At 71.1% G+C, this 24,223-nt stretch carries 28 protein-coding genes; 8 read left to right on the top strand and 20 right to left on the bottom strand.

The window, feature by feature from the left end; all coding sequences use genetic code 11:
- Positions 1-50: 50 nt before the first annotated feature.
- Together ACFSC0_RS06665 and ACFSC0_RS06670 are read right to left on the bottom strand one after the other, a co-directional pair.
- Positions 51-1,031 (bottom strand): sensor histidine kinase, encoded by a 981-nt coding sequence (locus ACFSC0_RS06665; protein WP_377284218.1) that lies wholly within the window; start codon positions 1,029-1,031, stop codon positions 51-53.
- A gap of 124 nt (positions 1,032-1,155) precedes the next feature.
- Positions 1,156-2,280 carry a ferritin-like domain-containing protein gene (locus tag ACFSC0_RS06670; protein WP_377284219.1) on the bottom strand — a complete coding sequence of 375 codons (1,125 nt, stop codon included), beginning with the start codon at positions 2,278-2,280 and terminating at the stop codon, positions 1,156-1,158.
- A gap of 233 nt (positions 2,281-2,513) precedes the next feature.
- Here ACFSC0_RS06670 and ACFSC0_RS06675 point away from each other — a divergent pair, with 233 nt between their 5' ends.
- Positions 2,514-2,663 (top strand): hypothetical protein, encoded by a 150-nt coding sequence (locus ACFSC0_RS06675; protein WP_377284220.1) that lies wholly within the window; start codon positions 2,514-2,516, stop codon positions 2,661-2,663.
- On the opposite strand, the gene ACFSC0_RS06680 is transcribed toward ACFSC0_RS06675, so the two are convergent.
- The 4 genes from ACFSC0_RS06680 to ACFSC0_RS06695 all read right to left on the bottom strand — a co-directional run bounded on the left by ACFSC0_RS06680 (position 2,660) and on the right by ACFSC0_RS06695 (position 5,748).
- Complete coding sequence (locus tag ACFSC0_RS06680; protein WP_377284221.1) at positions 2,660-3,004, bottom strand: hypothetical protein; 345 nt, start codon at positions 3,002-3,004, stop codon at positions 2,660-2,662. The two genes, ACFSC0_RS06675 and ACFSC0_RS06680, sit on opposite strands and share 4 nt — an antisense overlap.
- 48 nt (positions 3,005-3,052) lie before the next feature.
- Positions 3,053-4,699, bottom strand: a complete 1,647-nt coding sequence (locus ACFSC0_RS06685) for a lytic transglycosylase domain-containing protein (protein WP_377284222.1) — start codon at positions 4,697-4,699, stop codon at positions 3,053-3,055.
- A gap of 73 nt (positions 4,700-4,772) precedes the next feature.
- Positions 4,773-5,180 carry a metallopeptidase family protein gene (locus ACFSC0_RS06690; RefSeq protein WP_377284223.1) on the bottom strand — a complete coding sequence of 136 codons (408 nt, stop codon included), beginning with the start codon at positions 5,178-5,180 and terminating at the stop codon, positions 4,773-4,775.
- Complete coding sequence (locus ACFSC0_RS06695) at positions 5,173-5,748, bottom strand: hypothetical protein (RefSeq protein WP_377284224.1); 576 nt, start codon at positions 5,746-5,748, stop codon at positions 5,173-5,175. The genes ACFSC0_RS06690 and ACFSC0_RS06695 overlap by 8 nt, the downstream gene beginning before the upstream one ends.
- A gap of 100 nt (positions 5,749-5,848) precedes the next feature.
- Between ACFSC0_RS06695 and ACFSC0_RS06700 the strand changes: the two genes are divergently transcribed.
- Positions 5,849-8,170, top strand: a complete 2,322-nt coding sequence (locus ACFSC0_RS06700; protein WP_377284225.1) for a PAS domain-containing sensor histidine kinase — start codon at positions 5,849-5,851, stop codon at positions 8,168-8,170.
- On the opposite strand, the gene ACFSC0_RS06705 is transcribed toward ACFSC0_RS06700, so the two are convergent.
- From ACFSC0_RS06705 to ACFSC0_RS06720, 4 genes are all read right to left on the bottom strand, one after another.
- Positions 8,167-9,072, bottom strand: a complete 906-nt coding sequence (locus ACFSC0_RS06705; RefSeq protein ID WP_377284226.1) for an alpha/beta fold hydrolase — start codon at positions 9,070-9,072, stop codon at positions 8,167-8,169. The two genes, ACFSC0_RS06700 and ACFSC0_RS06705, sit on opposite strands and share 4 nt — an antisense overlap.
- Before the next feature lie 82 nt (positions 9,073-9,154).
- The gene (locus tag ACFSC0_RS06710; RefSeq protein WP_377284227.1) at positions 9,155-9,493 is read right to left on the bottom strand and encodes a hypothetical protein; all 339 of its coding nucleotides are present in this window, start codon (positions 9,491-9,493) and stop codon (positions 9,155-9,157) included.
- 154 nt (positions 9,494-9,647) lie between these two features.
- Entirely contained in the window at positions 9,648-9,968 is a 321-nt protein-coding gene (locus ACFSC0_RS06715; RefSeq protein WP_377284228.1) for a 2Fe-2S iron-sulfur cluster-binding protein, read from the bottom strand.
- Positions 9,969-9,982: 14 nt separating this feature from the next.
- Positions 9,983-11,215, bottom strand: coding sequence for an NAD(P)/FAD-dependent oxidoreductase (locus tag ACFSC0_RS06720; protein ID WP_377284229.1), 1,233 nt, complete (start codon positions 11,213-11,215; stop codon positions 9,983-9,985).
- A gap of 221 nt (positions 11,216-11,436) precedes the next feature.
- On the opposite strand from ACFSC0_RS06720, the gene ACFSC0_RS06725 reads away from it, so the two are divergent.
- Positions 11,437-11,634: a hypothetical protein gene (locus tag ACFSC0_RS06725; RefSeq protein WP_377284230.1), complete on the top strand. Its 198-nt coding sequence runs from the start codon at positions 11,437-11,439 to the stop codon at positions 11,632-11,634.
- Positions 11,635-11,686: 52 nt separating this feature from the next.
- On the top strand, positions 11,687-12,277 hold the full coding sequence (locus ACFSC0_RS06730; RefSeq protein ID WP_377284231.1) for an HNH endonuclease: 591 nt from the start codon (positions 11,687-11,689) through the stop codon (positions 12,275-12,277).
- A 93-nt stretch (positions 12,278-12,370) separates the two neighbouring features.
- Here ACFSC0_RS06730 and ACFSC0_RS06735 read toward each other — a convergent pair whose 3' ends face one another.
- The 5 genes from ACFSC0_RS06735 to ACFSC0_RS06755 form a co-directional block, all read right to left on the bottom strand.
- Positions 12,371-13,153 (bottom strand): succinate dehydrogenase iron-sulfur subunit, encoded by a 783-nt coding sequence (locus ACFSC0_RS06735; RefSeq protein WP_377284232.1) that lies wholly within the window; start codon positions 13,151-13,153, stop codon positions 12,371-12,373.
- A gap of 20 nt (positions 13,154-13,173) precedes the next feature.
- Complete coding sequence (sdhA, locus tag ACFSC0_RS06740) at positions 13,174-14,961, bottom strand: succinate dehydrogenase flavoprotein subunit (RefSeq protein WP_377284233.1); 1,788 nt, start codon at positions 14,959-14,961, stop codon at positions 13,174-13,176.
- A gap of 4 nt (positions 14,962-14,965) precedes the next feature.
- Positions 14,966-15,355: a succinate dehydrogenase, hydrophobic membrane anchor protein gene (sdhD, locus tag ACFSC0_RS06745; RefSeq protein WP_377284234.1), complete on the bottom strand. Its 390-nt coding sequence runs from the start codon at positions 15,353-15,355 to the stop codon at positions 14,966-14,968.
- Positions 15,355-15,759: a succinate dehydrogenase, cytochrome b556 subunit gene (gene sdhC, locus ACFSC0_RS06750; protein ID WP_377284235.1), complete on the bottom strand. Its 405-nt coding sequence runs from the start codon at positions 15,757-15,759 to the stop codon at positions 15,355-15,357. Before sdhC ends, sdhD begins: the two co-directional genes overlap by 1 nt.
- 82 nt (positions 15,760-15,841) lie before the next feature.
- Positions 15,842-16,123 (bottom strand): hypothetical protein, encoded by a 282-nt coding sequence (locus ACFSC0_RS06755; protein WP_377284236.1) that lies wholly within the window; start codon positions 16,121-16,123, stop codon positions 15,842-15,844.
- Positions 16,124-16,216: 93 nt separating this feature from the next.
- Here ACFSC0_RS06755 and ACFSC0_RS06760 point away from each other — a divergent pair, with 93 nt between their 5' ends.
- Both ACFSC0_RS06760 and ACFSC0_RS06765 read left to right on the top strand, forming a co-directional pair.
- Complete coding sequence (locus ACFSC0_RS06760) at positions 16,217-17,116, top strand: LysR family transcriptional regulator (protein ID WP_377284237.1); 900 nt, start codon at positions 16,217-16,219, stop codon at positions 17,114-17,116.
- A gap of 75 nt (positions 17,117-17,191) precedes the next feature.
- Entirely contained in the window at positions 17,192-17,665 is a 474-nt protein-coding gene (locus ACFSC0_RS06765) for a response regulator (RefSeq protein ID WP_377355114.1), read from the top strand.
- A gap of 108 nt (positions 17,666-17,773) precedes the next feature.
- On the opposite strand, the gene zapE is transcribed toward ACFSC0_RS06765, so the two are convergent.
- Positions 17,774-18,889, bottom strand: a complete 1,116-nt coding sequence (zapE, locus tag ACFSC0_RS06770; protein ID WP_377284239.1) for a cell division protein ZapE — start codon at positions 18,887-18,889, stop codon at positions 17,774-17,776.
- Positions 18,890-19,000: 111 nt separating this feature from the next.
- On the opposite strand from zapE, the gene ACFSC0_RS06775 reads away from it, so the two are divergent.
- Positions 19,001-19,492 (top strand): hypothetical protein, encoded by a 492-nt coding sequence (locus ACFSC0_RS06775; RefSeq protein WP_377284240.1) that lies wholly within the window; start codon positions 19,001-19,003, stop codon positions 19,490-19,492.
- Between the two features lie 170 nt (positions 19,493-19,662).
- Here ACFSC0_RS06775 and ACFSC0_RS06780 read toward each other — a convergent pair whose 3' ends face one another.
- Both ACFSC0_RS06780 and ACFSC0_RS06785 read right to left on the bottom strand, forming a co-directional pair.
- Complete coding sequence (locus ACFSC0_RS06780; protein ID WP_377284241.1) at positions 19,663-20,310, bottom strand: hypothetical protein; 648 nt, start codon at positions 20,308-20,310, stop codon at positions 19,663-19,665.
- A gap of 13 nt (positions 20,311-20,323) precedes the next feature.
- On the bottom strand, positions 20,324-21,820 hold the full coding sequence (locus ACFSC0_RS06785) for a CoA-acylating methylmalonate-semialdehyde dehydrogenase (RefSeq protein ID WP_377284242.1): 1,497 nt from the start codon (positions 21,818-21,820) through the stop codon (positions 20,324-20,326).
- Between the two features lie 72 nt (positions 21,821-21,892).
- Here ACFSC0_RS06785 and ACFSC0_RS06790 point away from each other — a divergent pair, with 72 nt between their 5' ends.
- Positions 21,893-22,174 (top strand): acylphosphatase, encoded by a 282-nt coding sequence (locus tag ACFSC0_RS06790; RefSeq protein WP_377284243.1) that lies wholly within the window; start codon positions 21,893-21,895, stop codon positions 22,172-22,174.
- Between the two features lie 4 nt (positions 22,175-22,178).
- Here the strand turns inward: ACFSC0_RS06790 and ACFSC0_RS06795 are convergent, their stop codons facing one another.
- Positions 22,179-23,537, bottom strand: coding sequence for a phenylacetate--CoA ligase family protein (locus tag ACFSC0_RS06795; RefSeq protein ID WP_377284244.1), 1,359 nt, complete (start codon positions 23,535-23,537; stop codon positions 22,179-22,181).
- Between the two features lie 15 nt (positions 23,538-23,552).
- Positions 23,553-24,146 carry a TetR/AcrR family transcriptional regulator gene (locus tag ACFSC0_RS06800; protein WP_377284245.1) on the bottom strand — a complete coding sequence of 198 codons (594 nt, stop codon included), beginning with the start codon at positions 24,144-24,146 and terminating at the stop codon, positions 23,553-23,555.
- Positions 24,147-24,223: the final 77 nt, after the last annotated feature.

Genomic DNA, 24,223 nt, shown 5'->3' on the forward strand with positions numbered 1-24,223 from the left:
CCCTTCCCCGCGGCGGAGCTTGCGTCAGGACCGGCGTTACGCCAAGCGGCTCAGCTCGCCGGCGCCTCGATCTCGCAGACGAGGCCGGCCGGCTCGAAGCGCAGCCGGACCTGGCCGCCGAGGTCCACCGCCAGCGCCCGCTCCAGCAGGCGCACGCCGAAGCCCCGCCGCTCCGGCTGGGCCACGGGGGGCCCGCCGCTCTCGGCCCAGGTGAGGTGCAGGCGGATCGCCCCGGCCGCCCCGCTGGCCGTCCAGCTCACCCGCACCTGCCCCTCGTCGTTGGACAGGGCGCCGTACTTGAAGGCGTTGGTGGCCAGCTCGTGCAGCGCCAGCGCCAGGCTGAGCGCGGTCTTCGGCGCGATGCGGACATGCGGCCCTTCCAGCACCACCCGCCGGTTCGCCAGCAGTTGCCCCGCGATCGTGCGCTCGATCAGCTGGCGGAGGTGGGCGCCCTCCCAGTTCTGCTCGGTGATCACATCGTGGGCGGCGGCGAAGGCCACCAGCCGGCCGGTGAAGTCCTCCCGCGCCTGCTCCAGCGAGCGGCTGGCGGCGAAGCTCTGGCGGGCCAGCCCCTGGACCACCGCCATCGAGTTCTTCACGCGATGGTTCAGCTCGTTGACCAGCAGCTGCAGGCGCTGGTCGGCGGCGTCCCGGCCGCTGATGTCGCTGAGCGCTATGGCGACGCCGACGCCCGTCAGCGGGGCGATGCGCAGCTCGACCTTGTGGTTCGGCCGCACCGCCGAGGCGGTCTCGAAGCGGCTCTCCGCGCCCTCGTCCAGCGCCTTGCGGACGGCCGCCTCGAACGGCGTGCCGCGCCCCTGCGGGAACACCTCCCAGATCTCCCGGCCGAGCACGAGGTCGCGGGAAGCGCCGAAATACTGCTCCGCCGCCCGGTTGAAGACCAGGTACCGACCGTCGCGGCCCAGCACGTAGACAGCGTCGCTGACCAGGTCGAGCGCCTCGGCCAGGCGCGGGTCCAGCGGGGGCTCGAGCGTCGCCGGCGCCGGCGAGACGGCGGGTTCGGAGGTCATGGGAGCAGTCGCCCAGGTTGCGGGCGAGGAGACTACCACGTCTGCGCCGCGACGCCCGCCCGGACATGCGAACGCCCGCCGATCGTTCGGCGGGCGCTCGTCCCCGTCAGCCCGGCGGAGAGGTCTACTCCGCCGCGATCCGGATGGCCTTGGCCTTGTCCTTGAAGTTGATCTCCTGGAGGTACTTGATGCCCTCCTCGGCGATGTCGTCGCCGACCATCTTGTCGCCTTCGCTCTTCAGCTCCTCCAGGTCGACGTAGGTCGCGTAGAAGGCCTTGGTGCGGTCGGTGATGATGCCGGCGTTGAGCAGGGTCTTCACCAGCACCCGGAAGATGTTGGTCTGCTCCTTCATGTTCTCGCGGCGCTGATCGTCGGTCATGATCTGCGCCATCTCGGCGATCACGCGGTCCGGATCGATGCCGAACTCCTCGTAGAGGTCGCGCTGCTGGGTCGGCGCCACGAGGTTGAAGAGCAGCGTCTGGAAGCAGTGCGCGGCCCAGGTCTCGATGATGGCGTGCTCTTCCGGGGTCAGCTTGGGGATCGTCCGGTCGGCCCAGATCTTCCCGAACTTGTGGTGGAAGGCCTCGTCGGTCATCACCAGCTGCATCAGCTTGCGGCCGAGCGGGTCGTTCATGTTCTTGAAGAAGGTCGCGAAGGCGCCCATGGCCAGGCCTTCGACCAGCATCTGCATGCCGATGATCTTCTTGTAGACCTCCGGCGCGTGGATGATCTCCACCAGCAGGGTCTTCAGCGTCGGGCCGCATTCCACCGGACGGCCCCAGCGGGCCTTGATGTACTTGGCGAAGGCGGTGACGTGGCGGGCCTCTTCGCGGGTCTGGTTGGCCGCGTACTCCTGGGCCCCCTGGTCCTTCAGCACGTGGCAGAGGGACGCCGAGAGGTTCAGCGCGCCCTGCTCGCCGTGCAGGATCGAGGAGAAGGAGCGCAGCGCCGACTGGTTCACGAACCGGACGCGGGTCTTCCAGTCCTTCAGGTGGTTGGAGACGTAGTCCGTGGACATCGAGACGATCATGTCCTCGGGGACGATCATCTCGTTCTCCATGTCGAACGGTTCGGAGAAGTCGATGTACTTGGGATCCAGCGGATCCCAGAAGTGGTCGTGGGTCGCCGAGATGATCTTGTCGAAGGCGGTGGAGCGCGCGTTGTAGCGGTCCAGCTCCAGCATCGACTCGAAATCGTCCGGCGCCACGGCGTCGTAGATCAGGTCCTTGGTGATGTTGCCGTCAGCCATGGCGGTGTCTCCCTGAGAGCCGGACTTTCTCTGACTGACGTTCTCTCAAAGAAATTGGCGCGGGTCAACAAAGGTGACATCGGCGTCAACTTTGTTTTGGCGCAGCCGACGGAACCGAGCTTGGCCGCCGTTGTTTAGCGTGTCGGGGCGCTGCGCCTTGCCAGGCGAAGGGCCCTCGCGAAGGATCGTGGGCCGCCGGTCGAGAACAAGACCGGGCCTGGGGAGGCTAGGCGATGGAAACACCCGCATTGATCGGCGCGGCCGTGCTCGGCGTGCTCATCCTGTTGCTTGCGATCAGCCTGACCCCGATGGGCCGAAGCCGGAAGGCCGGCGGCGGCTATTCCCATTCCCGCGACGACTACGACAGCGGCGACGGGGACTAGCGCGCGGCCGGGCCTCGACGGGACCGCGACAGGCCGAGCGTCGTCAGCGCGGCCAGGCCCGCGATCCCGAGCCCGACCACCAGGATCGGCGGCGGCCGGCGACGCGGCCGGACGACGAAGCGGTGGAACTTGTCTCCGCTCACCGCCCACCAGGCCCGGGTGGGCTTGTGAAAGCCATGACGCGAATGGGCGCCCGCCGCCCGCCGCGCCAGATCCGCCGCATCGGACGCGCTGCGGTCGGCGGCGACCAGCTCACAGCTCGGCGGGGTCGCCCGCGGGTCGGCGCTCAGGTCCCAGGTCTCCCGGACCACCTCGAACACCCGGCCCAACGGCGGCGACATCTCGACGATGGGTCGCCGCCTTCGGCGCAGACGAAATCCCATCGGCGCCTACGGCGAGCCGGCGGCCGTCCCGCTCGGGTTGGCCACGACCTGGGTTCCCGCAGAGCCCCAGGCGCCGCGGCGCAGGTCCTGCCAGGCGGTTAGCGGCGCGCGCCCGCCGTTCAGGCGCGCCCGGTAGACCTGCAGGTTCGAGGCGACGTTCATCACGTAGTTGCGGGTCTCGCCGAACGGGATGCACTCGATGAAGTCCAGGGGATCGACGGAAGCCGACCGCGGGTCGCCGCAGAACTGGACCCACTGCGCGGGGCGGCCGGGTCCGGCGTTGTAGCCCGCTGTCGCCAGCAGGTAGCTGCCGCTGAAGTGGCTGGTCAGGTGCCCCAGGTAGCGGGAGCCCAGGCGCATGTTCTGGTCGGCGTCCCAGAGCACGCTCTCGTTCCAGGCCATGCCGATCTTCTGGGCCATTTCGCGCCCGGTGCCGGGCAGCAGCTGCATCATGCCGCGCGCGTTGGCGCTGGAGCGCACGGACGGGTCGAACTGGCTCTCCTGGCGGACGATCGACAGGACCAGCGCCGGCTCGGCGCCGTTCGCCACCGCCGGCGGCGTGACGACCGGATAGCCGCGCTCGTGCAGGATCAGGCCGCGCTGCGCCCCGCGGCGATAGGCGAGGAGCGAAGCCTCCTGGTGGCCGAGGCCCTTCAGGCGGTCGACGAGCAGGGCGAGCTCGCTGCGGTCCGCCACCACGTCGCCCAGGTGGAGGGCGAAGACGCGGACCAGCTCCCTCTCGCCGGCCCGGGACAGAAGCTCCATCGCCCGGACCAGCTCGCGCGCCTCGAACGCCGAACGCTCGGCGGCCGTGGGCGTGGGGTCGGGGGTGAGGACGAGCTCCTTGTGGCCGGCCCGCTCGGCCGCGAGCTGGCCGTAGAAGGTCGTGGTGTGCTCCGCGCCCTGTTCGTAGAAGGCCCGCGCCTTGGCCGGCTCGCCCAGCGCCTCGGCGGCGCGGCCGCGCCAGTAGGCCGCCCGGGCCTTGCTCACCGGGCTCTTCACCGCCGCCTCCAGGCGGGCGAAGTGCTGGTCGGCGAGGCGCGGGTTGCGCAGCTTGTTCAGCGCCAGCCAGCCGGCGAAGGACTCCGCCTCGGCGTAGTCGACCCCGCCGGGGGGCAGGCCGTGGGCCGAGATCGCCTGGTAGGCGCCCGTGGCGTCGCCGGCGCGCAGCGCCTCGTTCATCCGCAGCCGCCGCTGGTGGAAGCCTTGCCCGGCCGACGGCGCCGACGGGCCGAGGGCGGTGTAGGGCACCGGGCCGGAGGGCAGTTGCGCGCCGGCGGTGCGTTCCATGGCCCGGCGCCGCGCGTCCTCCCGCGGCCAGCCCTCCAGCTCGCGCGCCAGCCGCTCCAGCTCGAACGTTCCCAGCTCGCGGCCGAGCGCATCGACGATCGCCCAATCCACCAGCTTGCGCGCCACCGGGTCGGCGAGCGCGCCCTGGATCTCGCGGGCGCGGGTCAGCTGCCGGGCGCGCACCGCCTGGAGCGCCTGGCCCAGGTCGGCGGCGACCACCGGCCGCGGCGGGCTGGCCGGGATGGGAGATTGGGCGGCCGGCGCGGACGGCGCGCTGTCCGGCCGGGCGTTGATCTGGGCGTAGCTCGCGGCGCCCGAGAGCCCCACGGCGGCGATGGTCACGATCGGAATCAGGCGATGCATGACGCAGAGTTGAGCTGCGTCGCTCGAAACGCCAATTATGCGCCCGCTATGCACGCCGCGGCGCCTCGCCGCTCTAGCCATCCGCCGCCGCCTCGATGGCGTCGATCTGGTCATCGGAGAGGCCGAAGTGGTGGCCGATCTCGTGCACCAGCACGTGGCTGATCAGCTCCTCTAGCGTCACCTCGCCGTTCTCCGCCCACTCGTCGAGGATCGGCCGGCGGTAGAGGAAGACGAGGCTGGCCTGCGGCGTCGGGTCGAACACCGAGCGCTGGGTGAGGTCGACGCCCTGGTAGAGACCGGTGAGCTCGAAAGGGTCCTCGATCCCAAGCTCGGCCAGGACGTCCGGGTCGGCGAAGTCCTGCACGCGGAAGATCACCTCGCCGGTCATCCTGCGGAACGCCTCGGGCAGGGACGCGAAGGCCGCCTGCGCCAGCCTTGCGAAATCGTCCAGGGAGGGCGCGCGCCCGATGGTCTCACTCATCCGGGACGATGATGTCGGGATTCTCGGGCAGGCGCGCCTCGAAGAGGCCGATGTCGAGCCCCTGCTGCGGCTTCACCGGCCGCAGCGGCTGGCGGGTCAGGGCCCGCAACGCGTCGCGGTCCAGGTCCTGGGCCTTGCGCCGGGCGAGCCGGGCCTGGGGCCCGTCCGCCGGCTGGTCGGCCGCCGCCGGCCGCCAGTAGCTGACCGACAGCCGCCAGACCGTGCGCGGGGCCGGCGGCGGCTCGGGCCAGCGCTTGCCGTCCTTGTAGGCGGGCCGCACCGGGACCGGCGCGCGGCGCTCGTCCGGGGCCACCACCTCGACCAGGCGCAGCCAGCGGTCCTCGGGCGCGGGGTTGAAGACGCGGCCCGGCCGGTCGTCCTCCACCTTGCCGGCGTAGGCGTCCAGCGCCGCCTCCCGGGTGGCGAAGCCCGGCCCGGTCAGCTGGGTCTCGAACACGACCTCGCCCTTGAGGATCTTCGCCGCCTCCCGCTCGCGGGCGGCTCTCCCACGGGGGGCGGTCAGGGCGGCGTCGGGGTTATCGGCGACGGGGTAAAGGATGAGGCTCACCGCGCCATAATAGCGCCATGGAGCGGGATGGCGGAGCGGCCTATCTTCGCAAACAACTGATTCGCTTCCCTTCGGCCCCGCGGCGGCCGAGAAAGACCCGATGAGCGCGCCCGAACTGATCCTGGCGGCTTCGGCCGGCGCGGTCTCCCTGGCCATTTGCGCGATCCTGTGGGCGCTGGCCCAGCGGGGCCAGGCCAATGAGCGGGTCAAGGCCCTGCGCGCCGAACTGACCGCCCTGGAGGCCCGCGCCGAGGCGGCCATGGCCTCGGCCGAGGCCTTCGATTCCGCCCTGCTGGCCGTCGAGGATGGCAAGGCCATGCTGGCCTCCGGCGACGAGAGCTTCGCCGCCTGCGCTTCGGCCCTCGGCATCCAGTCCTCGGACGCCCAGGCGCTGGTCGGCGCCCTGATGCGGGCCGACCCGGACCACGCCCGCCGGCTGCGCGCCCTGTTCGAGCGCGGCGAGCCCTGCGCCTTCGAGGTCCGGGGCGTCAAAGGCGTCGTCTCGGTCGAGGGCCGGGCGGCCGGCGCCCTGGCCTGGCTGCGCCTGTCGGCCGTGCTGGGCGAGGAGGCGGGCCTGCCGACCGCGCCGCGTTTCGCGGCCTTCCTCGACGCCAAGCCGGGCCCGGCCTGGATCGCCAACGCCGACGGCACGCCCGTCTGGGCCAACCGCGCCTGGCTGCAGGCGGTGGACGCGGCCAGCCTCACCGAAGCCCAGCGCCGCCGGGCCAGCTTCGACAAGGGCGCCGACGCCCTGGCCAGCGAGGCCGCGAACCTCGGCCAGCGCCGCGAGACCGTCCGCTGGGTGACCGTCGCCGGCCGCCGCCGCGCCTTCCAGATCCTCGCCCAGCCGCTGGAGGGCGGCGGCGTCGGGGTCTGGGCCGACGACGTCACCGAGACCGAAGAGCTGAAGGAGCAGCTGAAGCGCTCCGACGCCGCCCACGACGACACGCTAAACCACATCGCCGACGCGGTGGCGATCTTCAGCCATGGCAAGCGGCTGACCTTCCACAACACCGCCTTCGCCGAGCTGTGGGGCCTGGAGCCGGCCTGGCTCGCCGAGCAGCCCAGCCACGCCGAGATCCTCGACCGCCTGCGCCAGCGCCGCCGGCTGCCTGAGACCGCCGACTACGGCAAGTGGAAGGCCGCCGAGCTCGACCGCTACGAAGCCCTGGGCGCCGCCCCCGACGAGCTGTGGAGCCTGCCCGACGGGCGCACCCTGCGCGTCGTGCGCCAGCCGCACCCGATGGGCGGCATGCTGCTGCTGTTCAGCGACATCACCGGCGAGCTGAAGCTGAAGGCCCAGTACAACGCCCTGATCCAGGTCCAGCAGGCGACCCTCGACAAGCTCAACGACGCCGTCGCGGTGTTCGGCTCCGACGGGCGCCTGCGCCTGCACAACGAAGCCTTCGAGCGGTTCTGGAACGTCACGCCCCAGCAGCTGGACGCCGCCGGCGACTTCGAAGGCGTCGTCGAGCTGTGCATCCCGCGCCTGCACGACATGCAGTTCTGGCGCGAGCTGAAGGGCCGGGTCGCCGACCCCGACCCCTCGGCCCGCGCGCCGATGAGCGGCGAGGTGAAGACCTCGGACTCGCGGATCGTCTCCTACCAGTCGCGGCCTCTGCCGGACGGGGCGACGCTGATCGGCTTCACCGACATCACCGACGCCCGCCGGCTGGAGAGCGCGCTGGCCGCCCGCTCCGCCGCCCTGGCCGAGGCCGAGCGGCTGAAGCGAGACTTCGTCGGCAACGTCAGCTACGAGCTGCGCACGCCGCTCACCACCATCATCGGCTACTCCGAGCTGCTCGAGCGGTCGGGCGAGAACCTGTCCGAGCGCGGCCGGGGCCACGCCGCCGCCGTGCGCGCCGCCGCCACCCAGCTCGCCCGCTCGATCGACGACGTGCTCGACATGGCCCAGATCGACGCCGAGGAGATGGCGCTCGACGTGGAGGACGTCCGCGTCGGGGAGCTGATGGAGACGGCCGCCGAGCGCTGGCGGCGCGAGGCCGAGGCCGCGCAGATCGGCCTCAAGCTCGAGCAGCCCGACGACATCGGCCTGATCCGCGGCGACGCCCGCCGGCTGGGCCAGATCCTCGACCACCTGGTGGAGAACGCCATCCGCCAGACCCCGCCGGGCGGCGAGGTCACCGTCTCGGCCCGACGGGCGCTCGGCGAGATCCAGCTGCAGGTGGCCGACACCGGGCGCGGCATCCCGTTCCACGTCCAGGCCCACATCTTCGACCGCTTCATCGGCCGCGAGCGCGGCGGGCCAGGCCTGGGCCTGGCGCTGGTCAAGGCGCTCACCGAACTGCACGGCGGCTGGGTCGCCCTGGAGAGCGAGCCCGGCCACGGCGCCACTTTCACCTGCCACCTGCCCGAAGCCGCCCACGCCGAGTCCGCCTCGGCGCGGGAGCTGGAGTTCTAGGACTTCGCGAACGCGATCAGCTCGCGGTTCACCTCGTCGGCGTGGGTGACGAACAGGCCGTGCGGGGCGCCGGGGATCACCACCAGCCGGCTGTGGGGAACCAGCGCCGCCGTCCGCCGGCCGGTGATGTCCAGGGGGGCCGAGGCGTCGGCGTCGCCGTGCACCACCAGGAAGGGCACGCGGACCTTGGCCAGGTCCGGCCGGTAGTCGGTGTCGGTGACCACCTTGTTGCAGGCCACCGCCACCGGCAGGGGACAGCGCAGCAGCATGTTCACGCCCCATTGCATCGTCGCCGGTGAGGTCTGCGGCGTGAAGAACGGCGGGGTGTTGTCCGCCACCCACTTGGGGAAGTCCTTGCGCCAGCTCGCCCGCAGCTGCTCCCAAGCCTGCGGCGGCAGGCCGTAGGGGTTGTCGGCGGTCTTGGTCAGGTAGGGCGTGGTGGGCGCGAGCAGCGCTGCGGCCTTAACCCGCCGCTCGCCGCCGCGGGCCAGGTACCGGGCGACCTCGCCCGAGCCCATCGAGTGGGCGACGAGCACCGCGCCGGTGACGTCCAGGGCCTCCATGACGGCGGCGAGGTCGCCGGCCAGGGTGTCGGCGTTGTAGCCGCGGCCGGGATCGGACGAGGCGCCGTGGCCGCGCCGGTCGTAGGCGATGCAGCGGAAGCCGGCCTCGGTCAGCGCCAGCACCTGCTGGCCCCACATCTCCGAGTTCAGCGCCCAGCTGTGCACCAGCACCACCGGCGGGCCCTCGCCCCAGTCGCGGACGGCGAGCTGGGCGCCGTCGGCCGTGGTGACGAAGGGGCGGGCCTTGCGGCGCGGCCGGTTCGATTGCGCCAGGGCCGGGTTCGCGGCGGCGACCGCGCCGGCCGCCGCCAGGCTCTGCAGAAGGAAGCGTCTATCCATGACCAGGCTCTCCATCGTGGGACAGCCCGATCCTGGATGCGGCCCGGAGGCCGGTCGATTACGCCTCAGGTAATGGGGCGGCCTACTTGGCCTGATCGGCCGTGGTCACGCCGGCCGCGCCGGCCGTCGCCGCCGCGCCGCCGGAGACGTTGGCGCCGGCCGGCGCCGGCGATCCGCCGTCCGGGCTGACCACCACAGAGGTGCCCGCGCCGGGGGTCGCGGCCGCGGCGGCGGCCCCTTCGGCCGCGTTCTCGAGCTGCTGGTCGGGGACCTGGCTTTCCGGCAGGTTCGTGGAGACCTCGGCGGTCGTGCCGCCCTCTTCGGCCTCCGCCGTGCGCTCGCCGCCTCCGCAGGCGGCCAGGGCCGCGCTCGCGCTCAGGGCGACGGCGACACCGAAGATACGTTCGAACTTCCTGGCCATCTCCAGCCTCCGGGTCATCGACTCTGATGGGCTGGAAAGCGAGAGCGCGGCCGATGGTTCCGGGTGACAGGTAGCGCCTGGCCGGCGCAACCAGTCACCGGCGGACTTCGGTGACTGGTTGGGCGCAAGCCCTACCTGTCACCCCTCACCGTCCCTAGTGCTGGCTCTCCGGCATACGGACCACGAGCCCGTCCAGTTCGTCGGAGACCTTGATCTGGCAGGACAGGCGGCTGTTCGGCTCGACGTTCTCGGCGAAGTCGAGCATCGACTCCTCCATCGCCGAGGAGGTCCCCGTCTTGTCGCGCCAGGCCTCGTCCACATAGACGTGGCAGGTGGCGCAGGCGCAGGCGCCGCCGCAGTCGGCGTCGATGCCGGGGATGTTGTTCTTCACCGCCCCTTCCATCACCGACAGGCCGTTCCTCACGTCGACGACATGCTCGGTCCCGTCGAACTCGATGTAGGTGATCTTCGCCATCAACACCCTCGCCGCTAGACGGCGACCTCTTTCATGGAAATCGTGGGGTCCGCAAGCTTTGCGCGGGACACCGGTTTCTTCGAGCCGATCAGCTGCTTGCCCATCATGAATTCGGGCGGCGAGTTGATGGACTCTACGGACTGGACGATGTCGCCCTTCAGGTGGAAGACGGCGAACCGGCCGGTGGAAGGATCGCCCCGGATCAGCAGGTCGTCGGCGTCGAACGGCAGGCCGGCGATCTGGAGCTTGAGGTCGTACTGGTCCGACCAGTTCCAGGGCACCTCGGGGGCCGGCCGCGGGCGGCCGCAGATCGCCGCGGCGGCCTGCTTGGACTGCTCCAGGGCGCTCGGCACGCTTTCGGGCCGGAACATGCGGTTGTCGTAGTGGGCCATCGGCCGCTCGGTCACGTCGCCGATCGCGAAGATCGCGGGATCGGAGGTCCGGGCGTCGAGGTCGACGATGACGCCTCGGCCGACCTCCAGCCGCGCCTCCCGGGCGATCTCGTCGTTGGGACGAACCCCGACGCCGACCACGGCCGCGTCGCACGGCACGATGCGCCCGCTTTCCAGCAGCACGCCGGTGATGTGGCCGGCATCGCCGACGAAGCCGGTCACCGAGCAGCCCAGCTCGAAAGCCACGCCCTTGGTCTCGTGGTAGCCCTTGAAGAAGTCGGAGAGGGCCTCGCAGGCGACGCGGGCCAGCAGCCGGTTCTCGCGCTCCAGCACGACCACCTCGGCGCCCAGCGCCCGGCCGGAGGCGGCGACCTCCAGGCCGATGTAGCCGCCGCCGACCACCGCCAGCCGCTTGCCCGGCCCGACCTGCGCCTTCAGCGCCTCGGCGTCGGCCGCGGTGCGCAGGAAGAGCACGCCTTCCAGGTCGGCGCCCGGCAGCGGCAGCGCGATCGGCCGCGCGCCCGTCGCCAGGATCAGAGTGTCGTAGGTGATCACCGAGCCGTCGGACAGCGTCACCCGCCTGTCCTTGCGGTCGATCTGCACGCCCTTGAGGTTCGGCCGGAAGTCGATTTTGGACTCGGCGTAGAATTCCACCGGCTTCAGCGTCAGGTCGTCGGCGTTGGCCTCGCCCTTCAGCCAGGCCTTGGACAGCGGCGGGCGCTGGTAGGGCGGGATCGGCTCCTCGCCGACGAGGGTGATGTGGCCCTCGTAGCCGTACTGGCGCAGCAGCGCCGCGGCCGTGCCTCCGGCATGGCCTGCGCCGAGGATCACCACATGACCGGCCGCATCTCCCATAACGCCCCCATGCAGAAAAGTGACGCCCCCGTCAACTTCTTCGGGCGCCGAATGACCATTACTCCACCGGGACCGCGCATCCCAGCGGGCGCAGACAAGCAAGCCGAACGCTGAAAGGCGAGCGCGACCGGCGAAAAAGTTCCGCGCCCTTAACCTGGTTGATTCCCCGGACCGGGCCGGCCCCCGAAACTCATCGTCGCAACAGGGTCTGACGGGGCGAGATGCGCACCTACTCCTACTTCATCCACGACGACCGGTACTCGGTTCCGACGCTGCACTTCGCGGTGGTCCCGGACGAGGACCGGGCGCGCGAACTGGCGCGCCGGCAGCTGATGAGTTCGCCGCACTACCAGTCCATCGAAGTCCACGAGAACGGCCGCGCCGTGTTCCGGCAGGAGCGGTCGGGCTTCCACGCCTGAGCCGCCGGGGCGTCAGAGGTTTGGCAACCCGACGCGCGCCAGACTGGCGCCCATGCGCTCCCGCCGGCCGCCCCTTCATCACGACGAACGCTCCGGCGGGTGCTGCCGCTGGTGCGGCGAGGCCATCCTGCACGAATCGGGGCCCAAGGCGGGCCAGCCGAACCGCCGGCGCGCCTGGCACCCGGCCTGCGTCGAGGCCTACCAGCTCGCCGCCTGGCGCAAGCGGCAGTTCAAGTTCGTGAAGAAGCGCGACGGCGCCTGCTGCGCCGCCTGCGGCGAGGCCCCGAAGAAGTGGCTGGCCAGCCGGCGGAGGAGCATCGACCGGGAGACCCGCGCCCGCTACGTGCGCGTCCGCCGGGCCTGCGCCCTGGAGCTCGACCACACCATCCCGCTCTGGTCGGTCGCCCACCTGCCGCCCGACGCGCGGCGGGCCTACTACGGCCCCGAGAACCTCAAGCTGCTCTGCCCCGCCTGCCACAGGGCGAAGACCACGCGCGAGGCGGCGCAGCGGGCGGCGCTCCGGCGAGCCCCCTCACCCCCGCTCATCCCGGCGAAAGCCGGGGTCCAGACGGACTATGCGGATTTCCTGGCCGCCTTCACCCGCGCGGCGGCCCAGCTTGGCTCCCGCCTCTCGCCGGGATAGCGGAGAAGGGTGACAGGTAGGGCTGCGCCCAACCAGTCACCGGCGGCCGTCGGTGACTGGTTGGCCGAAGGCCTACCTGTCACCTCGCGAGGATCACACCACCCGGTCGACGAGCTTCTTCTTGATCTCGGCGATGGCCTTGGCCGGGTTCAGCCCCTTCGGGCAGACCTGGGCGCAGTTCATGATGGTGTGGCAGCGGTAGAGCTTGAAGGGGTCTTCCAGCGCATCCAGCCGCTCGCCGGTGGCCTCGTCGCGGGAATCGATGATCCAGCGGTAGGCGTGCAGCAGCGCGGCGGGACCCAGGTACTTCTCGCCATTCCACCAGTAGCTCGGGCACGAGGTGGTGCAGCAGGCGCACAGGATGCACTCGTAGAGGCCGTCCAGCTTCTCGCGGTCCTCGGGGCTCTGGCGCCACTCGGTCTGCGGCTCTGGCGTCTCGGTGTGCAGCCAGGGCTCGATGGAGCTGTACTGGGCGTAGAACATGGTCAGGTCGGGGACCAGGTCCTTGACCACCGGCATGTGCGGCAGCGGGCTGACCTGGACCTCCTTGCCGGCCGCCTCTTCCCAGCCGTGGGTGCAGGCCAGGGTGTTGCGCCCGCCGATGTTCATCGAGCAGGAGCCGCACACCCCTTCCCGGCACGAGCGGCGGAAGGCCAGCGTCGGGTCCATGGTGTTCTTGATGTGGATCAAGACGTCCAGGACCATCGGCCCGCAGGCGTCCACGTCCACGTCGTAGGTGTCCCAGCGCGGGTTCTCCACGCCTTCCGGGTCGTAGCGGTAGATGCGGAAGGTCTTCACCCGCTTGGCGCCTTCCGGCGCGGGGAAGTGCTTGCCCTTCTGGACCTTGGAGTTCTTGGGAAGCGTAAGCTGGACCATCTAAGGAGCGCCTTCCGGGATCAGTACACCCGCGCCTTGGGCGGGATGTAGGCGATGTCGTTGGTCATGGTGAAGCTGTGCACCGGGCGGTCGTCCAGGCGCACCTTGCCGGTGGCGTCGTCGAACCAGGCGAGCGTGTGCTTCATCCAGTTCTCGTCGTCGCGGTCCGGATAGTCCTCGCGGGCGTGGGCGCCGCGGCTCTCGGTGCGGTTCACCGCCCCGCTCACCGTCACCACCGCCTGGCCGATGAGGTTGTCGAACTCCAGGGTCTCCATTAGGTCGGTGTTCCAGATGAGCCCGCGGTCGGTGACCTTCAGGTCGCCGCGCTGGTCGTGCACCTTCTGCAGCCGCACGACGCCCTGCTGCAGGGTCTCGCCGGTGCGGAACACCGCCGCCTCCTCCTGCATCGCCCGCTGCATGTCGAGGCGCAGCTTGGCCGTCGGCGTGCCGCCGTTGGCGTTGCGAAGCTTGTCGAAGCGCGCCAGGTGCGCCTCGGTGTGGTGGGGCTTCAGCTCCGGCTGGGTCGCGCCGGGCTTCAGGATGTCCGCGGCCCGCAGGGCCGCCGAGCGGCCGAACACCACAAGGTCGATCAGGCTGTTGGAGCCCAGGCGGTTGGCGCCGTGCACCGACACGCAGGCCGCCTCGCCCACCGCCATCAGGCCGGGGACGGTCTTGTCCGGATCGTCGCCCTCGCGGGTGACCACCTCGGAGAAGAAGTTCGTGGGGATGCCGCCCATGTTGTAGTGCACGGTCGGCAGCACCGGGATCGGCTGCTTGGTGACGTCCACGCCGGCGAAGATCTTGGCGCTTTCCGAGATGCCGGGCAGACGCTGGGCCAGCACCGCCGGATCCAGGTGGTCCAGGTGCAGGAAGATGTGGTCCTTGTTCGGACCGACGCCCCGGCCTTCGCGGATCTCGATGGTCATGGCCCGGCTGACCATGTCGCGGGGCGCGAGATCCTTCACGGTCGGCGCATAGCGCTCCATGAACCGCTCGCCCTCGGAGTTGGTCAGGTAGCCGCCTTCGCCGCGGGCGCCCTCGGTGATCAGGCAGCCGGCGCCGTAGATCCCCGTCGGGTGGAACTGGACGAACTCCATGTCCTGCAGCGGCAGGCCCGCCCGCAGCACCATGCCGTTGCCGTCGCCGGTGCAGGTGTGGGCGCTGGTGCAGCTGAAGTAGGCCCGGCCGTATCCGCCGGTGGCCAGGATGACCATCTGGGCCTGGAACCGGTGCAGGGTGCCGTCGTCCAGCTTCCAGGCGGTGACGCCCCGGCAGACACCCTCGTCCATGATCAGGTCGAGGGCGAAGTACTCGATGAAGAACTCGGTGTCGTGCGCCAGCGACTGGCCGTACATGGTGTGCAGCATGGCGTGGCCGGTCCGGTCGGCCGCCGCGCAGGTGCGCTGGATCGGGGCCTCGCCGAAGTTGCGGGTCATGCCGCCAAAGGCGCGCTGGTAGATCTTGCCGTCCTCGGTGCGCGAGAAGGGCACGCCCCAGTGCTCCAGCTCGTAGACCGCGGCCGGGGCGTTGCGGCACAGATATTCGATGGCGTCCTGGTCGCCCAGCCAGTCCGACCCCTTGACGGTGTCGTACATGTGCCAGCGCCAGTCGTCCTCGCCCATGTTGCCGAGGCTGGCCGAGATGCCGCCCTGGGCCGCCACGGTGTGCGAGCGGGTCGGGAAGACCTTGGAGATGCAGGCGGTCTTCAGCCCCGCCTGGGCGCAGCCGAGCGCGGCGCGGAGGCCCGAGCCGCCGGCGCCGACGACCACCACGTCGAACTTGTGGTCGATGAATTCGTAAGCGGCCACGGCCTTACTCGCCTCCCAGAGCGACTTGCAGGATGGAGAAGACGGCCAGCCCGCCGGCCAGCACGCAGACGAAGAGGTTCAGCAGCAGCAGCGTCGCCTTCGTTGCGACCTTCTCGATGTAATCCTCCACGACCACCCGCATCCCGGCGTGCATGTGCCAGAAGCTGATCGCGGCGAAGAGCACCAGCAGCACCGGGTTCAGCGGGTTGTCCCGCACCCAGGCGACGGCCTCGGCGTGGCTGGCGTCCGCCAGGCGCACGAAGGCGTAGATGGCCCACAGCGTCAGCGGCACGAGCGCGACGGCGCTGACGCGCTCGCCGATCCAGTGGCCGACCCCATGGCCGGCGGCGCCCAGGCCGCGGGCCCGCGCAAGCGGCGTGCGATAGCTGGCCATCAGATGATCCCCATCAGGTAGGCGCCCCAGAGCACCAGGGTCGCCCCGGCGGTGAAGAAGATGACGAACCAGGCGCTGGCGTTGGCGCTCTTCACGTTCAGGCCCTTGCCGGCGTCCCAGACCAGGTGCCGGATGCCGTTGGCCAGGTGGTAGAAGGCGCCGGCGGTCAGCAGGAACAGGACGACCTGGCCGACGATCGAGCCCATCAGCGCCTTGAAGCCTTCGTAGGCCTCCGGCCCCTGCGCCAGGGACACCGCCCAGCCGGCCAGGATCAGCGCGCCGACGTAGAGGCCGACGCCGCTCACCCGGTGCATGATCGAGGTCGCCATGGTCACGTGCCAGCGCCAGACCTGCACGTGCGGCGACAGCGGGCGCTCCCGCGGCCCTCTCGTGGCGTCCGTCATGGCTGCATCCCTCGCCGAAGCATTGAAGAGGCTCCGCTTTTAGAGGTCGAAAGTCGGGTGTCAACGAACCGCATGTGGGGCCTCACGCCGCCAGCCCCGGATCGAGGCGGCGCAGGACGCGGCTGACCCGGATCGGCTGGTCCTGAATGCCTGCAGCCGCCTGGTAGGCCGCCATGTCAGCTTCGCTCTCGACGAAGGTCACGCCGACGATCGCGTCCTCGGTGACGTAGCTGCAAACCCAATGCATCCGGCCGCCCAGCTTGGCCATGGAATCGACGGCGATCCGGCAGTGGCGCCGCATCAGCGCCTCGTCTGCGGGGTCGAACCCCAGGGGGAGCGGGCGCTCGGTTATCATCATGATCATTGGAGACGCTCCTTCGCCGCCTGCGAAGTTCCGCTCGCTAGCGCCTTGATGCAATGCGTATCTCCTGTACGCTTCCTTCGCGAGGGACGAAGGATGCGGTTCGACCTTACTGACCTGCGGCTGTTCTGCGACGTGGTGGAGGCCGGCGCCATCACCCGCGGGGCCGAGAAGAGCGCGCTGGCCCTGGCCGCGGCCTCGACGCGGATCCGCAACATGGAGGCGGCGCTCGGCGCGCCCTTGCTGGTCCGCTCGCGCCAGGGCGTGGCGCCCACCCCCGCCGGCCGCACCCTGCTCAAGCACGCGCGCACCATCCTGTCCCAGACCGCCCAGCTGAAGGACGAGATGTCGGCCTACGCGTCGGGGCTCTCCGGCGAGGTGCGCCTCTTGGCCAACACCAACGCCTCGGCCGAATTCCTGCCCGAGGCGCTCAGCGCCTTCCTGGCCGCCCACCCGCACGTTTCCGTCGAGCTGGAGGAGCGGCTCTCCGACGAGATTGTCGGCCTGATCGCCGAAGGTGCCGGCGATGTCGGCATCGTCGCCGGGACGGTCGACCTGGGCGGTCTGCAGACCTTTCCCTTCCGCACCGACCGCTTCGTTGTGGTCACCCCCGCCGGCCACCCGTTGGGCGAGAAGGCCGTGCGCTTCTCCGCGGCGCTCGACTACGATTTCGTGGGCCTGGCCCGCTCCAGCGCCCTGCAGCGCTTCCTGGCCGACAAGGCCGCCCGCGAGGGCCGGCCGCTGCGCCTGCGGGTCCAGCTGCGCAGCTTCGACGCGGTCTGCCGGCTGGTGGAGCACGGGGTGGGGGTCGGCGTCGTGCCGGAGACCAGCGCCCGCCGCGCCGCCAAGACCATGGCCCTGGGCATCGCGCCCCTGACCGACGAATGGGCCCTGCGCGAGCTCACCCTCTGCGTCCGCTCGATGGACGAGCTGCGTCCCTACGCCCGCGAGCTGGTGGAGAGCCTGCGTCGGGGCGCCACAGCGCAGGTTTCCTGAGCGTTTACCTCGCGCGTTCACAGACCGTACGGACTGACCGCGGCCCCCGAGTTCCGGGCGTAGATAGGGCTGACGATGGCATCCGTGCTGCACGACGTTCGCATCCTGATCGTCGACGACCACCGCAACATGCGCACGCTGATCAAGGCGGCGCTCTACGGCCTCGGGTTCTCCAAGCTGTTCGAGGCCGCCGACGGGCGCCATGCGCTGGAAGTGATGTCCGAGGCGCGGCCGGACCTGGTGATCACCGACTTCAAGATGCCGGAGATGAACGGCCTGGACTTCGTGACGGAGCTCCGCCGCGACGCCGCCAACCCGTTCACCGAGGTCCCGGTGATCATGCTGACCGGCCACACCGACCTGCACGTCGTGCGCGCCTGCCTGCGGGCGGGGGTCAACGAGTTCCTCGCCAAGCCCTTCACCGCCCAGGCCCTGCTCGACCGCATCCGACGGTGCGCCGAAGAAGACCGCCCCTTCATCCGCAGCGCCGCCTACACCGGCCCCTGGCCCCGCATGAGCCAGGTGGAGGGGCTGAGCGAGGCGAGCTGACCAAACTCGTCATCCCGGCCGAGCGCAGCGAGAGCCGGGACCCAGACTCCCGCGCGCCGTTGCTGGGTCCCGGATCGGCCTAACGGCCGTCCGGGATGACGGTGATGATTACTCCCGATCCGCCAGCCAATCCGCCGAGCGCATCTCCTCCAGGCGCGAGGCGGTCCGCTCGAACTCGAAGGCGCCCTCGCCTTCGGGATAGAGCTTGGCCGGCTCGGCGTCGGCCAGCACGATCAGCCGGGTGCGGGCCTCGTACAGGGCGTCGATCAGGGTGACGAACCGCCTCGCCTCCTCCCGCTTGGCGGGCGAGAGCTTCGGCACGTCCTCCAGGAACACCGTGTGGAAGCGCTCGGCGATGGCCAGGTAGTCGTTGGGCCCCAGCGCCGTCCCGCACAGGCTGGCGAAGGTGGCGCGCAGCTGGCCGCCGGCGGCGTGCGGCAGCCAGATCTTGCGGCCCAGCACCTCCAGTGTCTCCCCCAGCTCCTCGTCGCCGTTCAGCATGCTGGCCCACAGCGCGTCGTACTGGCGCTCGTTGTCCGGATCGTTGGGCGAGAACCAGGTCCCTGCCGCCCGCAGACGGTCCAGCCGGTAGTCGTGGGCGCCGGCCACCCGGACGATCTCGCAGCGGGCCTTCAGCATGTCGATGAAGGGGACGAAGAGCTGGCGGTTGAGGCCGTTCTTGTAGAGCTCGTCCGGCGGGCGGTTGGAGGTGGCGACCAGGGTCACGCCGCGGGCGAACAGGGCCTCGAACAGCCGGCCCAGGATCATGGCGTCGGCGATGTCGGTGACCTGGAACTCGTCGAAGCAGAGCAGCCGCGCCTCGCTGGCCACCACGTCCGCCACCGGCGGGATGGGATCGTCGCCCCGGGCCTGGCCGAAGCGGGCCTTGCGGGCGGCCGCATCGCCCTTGCGCCAGGCGTCCACCAGCCGGTGCACCTCGCCCATGAAGACGTGGAAGTGGGTGCGCCGCTTCTTCGCCGCCGGCGCCGTCTCGTAGAACAGGTCCATCACCATGGACTTGCCGCGGCCGACCGGGCCCCAGAGGTAGACGCCGCGCTGGCTCTCGGGCTTGCGGAAGCGAGAGAGCAGGCCGTTCGGCTCGCTGGCCGCCAGATCGGCCTCCAGCCGCGCGAGCGCCTGCACCGCGCGCGCCTGGGCCGGGTCGGGGGTGATCTCGCCGCGCGCGAGGCGCGCCTCGTAGGCGGTCGAAAGGGCGGAGGCCATGAGCCCTCGCCCCTAGCCCGGACCGGGCCGGATCACAACGCCTCCGCGCGGAACAGCCAAGCGGGCGAGCGGGTTGGACCGGCGAGCCAATTCACCAACGAGGAGCCCCACATGGCGGACGAAGACCGCACCTTTTCGCCGAGCACCGTCAGCTCCAATCGCACCCAGATGCAGGGCGGCGGCGTCGGCCAGGAGGAGATGAACCTGCAGCGCTCCCCGAACCGCGGGCAGGGCGCCACCGAGCCCGATCGCACCGAGGGCTGGGACAACGACCCGGCCGGGACCGACGCCGGCGCGCCGGCCCGGGCCTTCGAAGCCGCCGACGACGAGGACGAGGCGGGCGAGGCCGCCGAGGCCCGCAGCTTCGAGCAATCCGGCGACGACGAGCCCTCCGAGCCCCGCTTCGGCCAGGCGACCCAGGCCAATCTCGATCCGAACGATATCGGCGAGCGGGACAATCCGGAACTCGATTGGGGCGAGCCCGAGCCCGGCGCCGTGTTCAGCTCCAACCACACCCGCAGAGGCCTGAAGACCGAGGCCGAGCGCAGCCAGGGCCCGCGCACCCGCGCCCACAACAAGGACATCATCAACCGGAGGGTTTGAGGACCTCCCTCCCCTTCAGGGGAGGATCGACGATGCGAAGCATCGGCGGGGTGGGGAGTCTTGAACTGCCATGACACCGGACAGCCAGCGTGTTCGCGGTCCGTCACTTCCCCACCCGTCCCGTCGCTTCGCTCCGGGCCACCCTCCCCTGAAGGGGAGGGAAGGCGCGCTCACTCCACCCCGAGCTCGCGCCGCACGTAGCGATACGTCTCGCGCTTCTCGCAGGCGCAGGCGCGCATGCGGCCGTCCTGGTCCCACCAGACCAGCAGCGGGTAGGCGAAGTCGACGCCGTTGGCCTTCATCAGCGGGACGAGCTGGTCCACCAGGCCGCGGCCGGCCTCGACCACCGCGGTGCGCGCCGGGTCGCCGTCGGCGGGCGGAATGCCCGGGGCGGTCCAGGCGGCGGCGGGCATGGACTCCCAGCGTTCCATCAGCGCCCAGCTGCGGGTGAGCCACAGCTCGGCGACCGTCGCCCGCTCTTCCGGCGTGGATTTCGGAAGGCCGTTCACGTCCCGGCGGGCGATCTCGATCACCCGGGTGTCGACGCCGGCGGCGTGCAGGTCCGGGAACTGCTCGGCCTTGAAGCGCAGGCAGTCCGGGCAGGTGCGGAAGGACACCATGTAGAGCTTGGACCCGTTCAGGCCCGGCGAGACCCAGCCGGCCTCCTGCTCCAGCAGCCGGGCGATCTCGGGGGCGTGCTTGCCGATCGTCTTAGGCCGCCAGCGCAGGTCGTTCTGCCACCAGGCCCAGCCGGCCGCGCCGACGACGGCCACGACGAGCACCAGGGCGGCGATCGCCGTCAGACGCTTCCTGTCCATGTGCGAAGGCCCCTCAGCGCATCGTCGGGATGACGAAGGCGCTGTCCTCAAGCGCGCCTTCCGGCCAGCGGGCCGTCACCGTCTTGACCTTGGTGTAGAAGCGCACGCCCTCCATGCCGTGCTGGTTGGCGTCGCCGAAGGCCGAGCGCTTCCAGCCGCCGAAGGTGTGGTAGGCGACCGGCACCGGGATCGGCACATTGATCCCCACCATCCCGACGTTGACCCGGCTGGCGAATTCCCGCGCGGCCCGGCCGTTACGGGTGAAGATCGCCACGCCGTTGCCGTAGGCGTGGTTCGACGGCAGGGCCAGCGCCTCCTCGAAGGTCTCCGCCCGGGCGATCTGCAGCACCGGCCCGAAGATCTCGTCCTGGTAGGATTTCATCTGCGGCGTCACCCGGTCGAACAGGGTGGGCCCGATGAAGAAGCCCTTCTCGAAGCCCTGGAGCGCAAAGCCCCGGCCGTCGACCACCAGCTCGGCGCCTTCGTCGACGCCCAGCTGGATGTAGTCCTCCACCCGCTTGCGGTGGGCGGCGTTGACCACCGGGCCGTACTGGGCGGCCGCGTCGGTGGAGACGCCGACCTTCAGGCCCGCGACCTCGTCCACCAGCCGCTCGCGCAGCGCGCCGGCGGTCTTCTCGCCGACGGGCACGACCACCGGCAGGGCCATGCACCGTTCGCCGGCCGAGCCGTAGGCGGCGCCGACGATGTCCTTCACGGCCTGATCGAGGTCCGCGTCGGGCAGGATGATCCCGTGGTTCTTGGCCCCGCCCATGGCCTGGCAGCGCTTCCCGTGAGCGGCCGCCTCCCGGTAGACGTAGTGGGCGATGTCGGACGAGCCGACGAAGCTCACCGCGGCGATCGCCGGGTGCCGCAGGATGGCGTCGACGGCCGTCTTGTCGCCGTGCACCACGTTGAGCACGCCGGCTGGCGCGCCCGCCTCCATCATCAGCTCGGCCAGCCGCACCGGGACCGAGGGGTCCTTCTCCGAGGGCTTGAGGATGAAGGCGTTGCCGCAGGCGATGGCCACGCCGAACATCCACATCGGGATCATGGCCGGGAAGTTGAACGGGGTGATCCCGGCCGCAACGCCCAGCGGCTGGCGCATGGAATAGACGTCGATCCCGGGCCCCGCGCCCTCGGTGTACTCGCCCTTCATGGCGTGCGGGACGCCGCAGGCGAACTCGATCACCTCCAGGCCTCTCTGGATGTCGCCCTTCGAGTCGGCGATCACCTTGCCGTGCTCGGAGGAGAGCAGGGTGGCGAGCTCGTCCATCCGCGCCTCGACGAGGCGCTTGAACTCGAACATCACCCGCGCGCGCCGCTGCGGATTGACCTGCCCCCACTCGGCCTGGGCGCGGACCGCGGCCTGGACCGCCACGTCGACCTCTTCGGCGCTGGCGAGGGCCACTTTCGCCTGCACCTCGCCGGTGTTGGGGTCGAACACGTCGCCGAAACGGCCCGAGGCGCCGGAACGTGCCTCGCCGTCGATGAAATGGTGGATGTCACGCATGCCGTAAGTCTTAGGCCCGCGCCGGCCGCCCGGCTAGTTGATCTCGCGGGCCTGTCGGCGCATGCGTTCGCCATGGCTCGCGAAGCGATGCGGCTGATCATCGAAGGGCGGGTGCAGGGCGTCGGCTACCGCTGGTGGGCGGTGCGCGAAGCGACGGCCCTGGGCGTCGACGGCTGGGTGCGCAATCGGCGCGACGGCAAGGTCGAACTGCTGGCCATCGGCGACAAGGGCGCACTGCAGCGCCTGGCCGAGCTCTGCCACGAGGGCCCGCCCGCCGCCCGCGTCCTTCGCGTCGACCGCTCCTCCGCCGAAGACGACGGCAGCCAAGGCTTCGAGGAGCGGGCGACGACGTGAGGCCTCAGGCGCTCTCCAGCGCCGGCGCAGGCACGATGCGGCGCAGCTTTCCGGTGCGGGCGTCGTGCGGCAAGGCGGCGACCGCGCGCACGGCGACCTGCGGGTCGGGCAGGCCGGCCCGCGCCAGCGAAGCCCGCAACGCCTCTCCGAGGCCGCCGTCGTCACGCCCCAGCACATCCACTTCGATGCCGCGCGGCGTCTGGCGGACCTGGTAGTCGGCCACCTCCGGCCGGCGGACCATGACCGAGGTGATGGCGTGCGGGTGGACGGCGATGCGCCCGTAACGCAGCACATCGTCCGAACGGCCCTCCACCAGCGCCTGCAGGTGGCCGCAGGCGGGGTCGCCTTCCACCTGCACGAAGCGGTCGGAGAGCTCGTAGCGGATCAGCGGCTGGACCCGGTTGGCCAGGTTCGTCACCAGCACCCTATCCGAAGGGCGGCCGGGAGGGACGGGCCGATAGTCGGCGTCGACGAGCTCGACGAGGCAGATATCGGAGTTGAAGGTCAGCGGCTCCTCGTCCGGCGCGCTGTGGCCGACCAGGCCCTCGGTGCAGGCGAAGGTGTTCACCACCGGCGCGCCGAATCCGGTGCGGATCGCCTGGCGCTGCTCGGCGGTCAGAGTCTCGCTGGAGCAGGTGACCAGTCCGGGCGCGATGGCGAGCCGCCCCTGCGCCTGCTCCGCCGCCAGCCGCGCCAGCATGCTCGGATAGCCGAACAGCTGCTGCGGCTGGATCGCGTTCAGCCGCGCGACGATGACCTCGAGGGGCAGGGTCGCAGGGACCGCGACGAACGGCTCGGGCGTGCCCTCCGTCAGCGCCTCGGCGCTCCCGGTCATGTGCACCGCCGAGCCCGCCGCCACCATTGCGGCCTTTCCCGGCTGAGCTTGGCCGCTCATCGCCGCCCTCAGCCCGGGCCGCTTGGTCGACAGCACGAACTCGGCCATCGCCTCGGCGTCCCACACGAAGATCCCGCGCACCCCGGAGCTGCCCCCGGTGGCGTAGCAGACATAGTCCCCGAACAGCGGCTTCGGCCGGTCGCCCGTCTCGGCCAGCGCCTGCTCGACGGCCGCGCGGGTCAGCCGCCGGTCGGTGGGGACTTCGTCGAAGCCGGCCATCATGTCGGCCTTGGTCATCACCGGCAGGCGGGGCAGGTCCGCGAGCCGGAAGGCCTCGGCGTCGACGCCTTTCAGGCGACGCGCGTGGAAGGGCGAGAGGGCCTGGGCGTGGGCGAGAAGCGCGCGGAGGCCGGCCGCCTGGCGGGCGGCGACCCGCTCGGCGCTCCAGCCGAGCCGCGCCACATGCTCGAAGGCGCCGGCGAAGACCTTCGCCTGCAGCCGCCGGCGGTAGTGCTCGAGATCATCCATGTGCGCCTCCTTCCTTCAGGCGCCCAGGAGCCGCAGCAGCGCGGGCGCGCCGACCGCCTCCGGGAGCGCCTCGGGGTCCGCCGCCCGCTCCAGAGTCAGGCCGCTCCCCATCGCCAGGATCAGCCGCGCCTGCTCGTCCGGCGGCAGCGCGGGCTCGCGGCCCGATCGCGCCCAGGCGGCCTGCAGCATCTTCGCCAGCCGGGCGATGGTCTGCCGGTGCGCGGCTGCGTAGCGCGCCCCCAGCACCGGATCGCGCGCCGCCTGGATGCGAAACTCGATGAGCAGCATCTGCCACCGGGGCTCGCGCCGCGCGTCGGCCTCGCCGAGCGCCAGCACCTGCCGAACCGCATCGGGCCCGTCGAGCCGCGCCGCCGCCGCCTCGTTCTCCGCCGCCCGCTCGGCGATGCGCGTCTCGAGCAGGGCCATGAACATGTCGCCCTTGCCGCCGAACTGGGAATAGACGACGCCCCGGGAGAAGCCCGCCGCCTCGGCGATCTCCTCCACGCTGGCGCCGGCGTAGCCCTTTTCGAGGAACACGCGCCGGGCCGCCTCGAGGACCAGCTCCCGGTTCCGCTCCACCTGTTCGACGCGCTTCAGACGAGTTCGCATAGCGCCGATATTGCAATACGCGTTGCATCTGAATGTCAACGTTATCTGAAATGCGGGCCGAGCTTGCCGCCTTCGGC

This window comes from Phenylobacterium terrae, from assembly GCF_042681205.1.
Taxonomy (GTDB): domain Bacteria; phylum Pseudomonadota; class Alphaproteobacteria; order Caulobacterales; family Caulobacteraceae; genus Phenylobacterium; species Phenylobacterium terrae.

Excerpts from the sequence above, each read along its gene's own strand:
- ACFSC0_RS06665 (WP_377284218.1), bottom strand. The coding sequence starts at position 1,031 with ATGACCTCCGAACCCGCCGTCTCGCCGGCGCCGGCGACGCTCGAGCCC.
- ACFSC0_RS06670 (WP_377284219.1), bottom strand. The coding sequence starts at position 2,280 with ATGGCTGACGGCAACATCACCAAGGACCTGATCTACGACGCCGTGGCG.
- ACFSC0_RS06675 (WP_377284220.1), top strand. The coding sequence starts at position 2,514 with ATGGAAACACCCGCATTGATCGGCGCGGCCGTGCTCGGCGTGCTCATC.
- ACFSC0_RS06680 (WP_377284221.1), bottom strand. The coding sequence starts at position 3,004 with ATGTCGCCGCCGTTGGGCCGGGTGTTCGAGGTGGTCCGGGAGACCTGG.
- ACFSC0_RS06685 (WP_377284222.1), bottom strand. The coding sequence starts at position 4,699 with ATGCATCGCCTGATTCCGATCGTGACCATCGCCGCCGTGGGGCTCTCG.
- ACFSC0_RS06690 (WP_377284223.1), bottom strand. The coding sequence starts at position 5,180 with ATGAGTGAGACCATCGGGCGCGCGCCCTCCCTGGACGATTTCGCAAGG.
- ACFSC0_RS06700 (WP_377284225.1), top strand. The coding sequence starts at position 5,849 with ATGAGCGCGCCCGAACTGATCCTGGCGGCTTCGGCCGGCGCGGTCTCC.
- ACFSC0_RS06705 (WP_377284226.1), bottom strand. The coding sequence starts at position 9,072 with ATGGATAGACGCTTCCTTCTGCAGAGCCTGGCGGCGGCCGGCGCGGTC.
- ACFSC0_RS06710 (WP_377284227.1), bottom strand. The coding sequence starts at position 9,493 with ATGGCCAGGAAGTTCGAACGTATCTTCGGTGTCGCCGTCGCCCTGAGC.
- ACFSC0_RS06715 (WP_377284228.1), bottom strand. The coding sequence starts at position 9,968 with ATGGCGAAGATCACCTACATCGAGTTCGACGGGACCGAGCATGTCGTC.
- ACFSC0_RS06720 (WP_377284229.1), bottom strand. The coding sequence starts at position 11,215 with ATGGGAGATGCGGCCGGTCATGTGGTGATCCTCGGCGCAGGCCATGCC.
- ACFSC0_RS06725 (WP_377284230.1), top strand. The coding sequence starts at position 11,437 with ATGCGCACCTACTCCTACTTCATCCACGACGACCGGTACTCGGTTCCG.
- ACFSC0_RS06730 (WP_377284231.1), top strand. The coding sequence starts at position 11,687 with ATGCGCTCCCGCCGGCCGCCCCTTCATCACGACGAACGCTCCGGCGGG.
- ACFSC0_RS06735 (WP_377284232.1), bottom strand. The coding sequence starts at position 13,153 with ATGGTCCAGCTTACGCTTCCCAAGAACTCCAAGGTCCAGAAGGGCAAG.
- sdhD (WP_377284234.1), bottom strand. The coding sequence starts at position 15,355 with ATGGCCAGCTATCGCACGCCGCTTGCGCGGGCCCGCGGCCTGGGCGCC.
- sdhC (WP_377284235.1), bottom strand. The coding sequence starts at position 15,759 with ATGACGGACGCCACGAGAGGGCCGCGGGAGCGCCCGCTGTCGCCGCAC.
- ACFSC0_RS06755 (WP_377284236.1), bottom strand. The coding sequence starts at position 16,123 with ATGATCATGATGATAACCGAGCGCCCGCTCCCCCTGGGGTTCGACCCC.
- ACFSC0_RS06760 (WP_377284237.1), top strand. The coding sequence starts at position 16,217 with ATGCGGTTCGACCTTACTGACCTGCGGCTGTTCTGCGACGTGGTGGAG.
- ACFSC0_RS06765 (WP_377355114.1), top strand. The coding sequence starts at position 17,192 with ATGGCATCCGTGCTGCACGACGTTCGCATCCTGATCGTCGACGACCAC.
- zapE (WP_377284239.1), bottom strand. The coding sequence starts at position 18,889 with ATGGCCTCCGCCCTTTCGACCGCCTACGAGGCGCGCCTCGCGCGCGGC.
- ACFSC0_RS06775 (WP_377284240.1), top strand. The coding sequence starts at position 19,001 with ATGGCGGACGAAGACCGCACCTTTTCGCCGAGCACCGTCAGCTCCAAT.
- ACFSC0_RS06780 (WP_377284241.1), bottom strand. The coding sequence starts at position 20,310 with ATGGACAGGAAGCGTCTGACGGCGATCGCCGCCCTGGTGCTCGTCGTG.
- ACFSC0_RS06785 (WP_377284242.1), bottom strand. The coding sequence starts at position 21,820 with ATGCGTGACATCCACCATTTCATCGACGGCGAGGCACGTTCCGGCGCC.
- ACFSC0_RS06790 (WP_377284243.1), top strand. The coding sequence starts at position 21,893 with ATGGCTCGCGAAGCGATGCGGCTGATCATCGAAGGGCGGGTGCAGGGC.
- ACFSC0_RS06795 (WP_377284244.1), bottom strand. The coding sequence starts at position 23,537 with ATGGATGATCTCGAGCACTACCGCCGGCGGCTGCAGGCGAAGGTCTTC.
- ACFSC0_RS06800 (WP_377284245.1), bottom strand. The coding sequence starts at position 24,146 with ATGCGAACTCGTCTGAAGCGCGTCGAACAGGTGGAGCGGAACCGGGAG.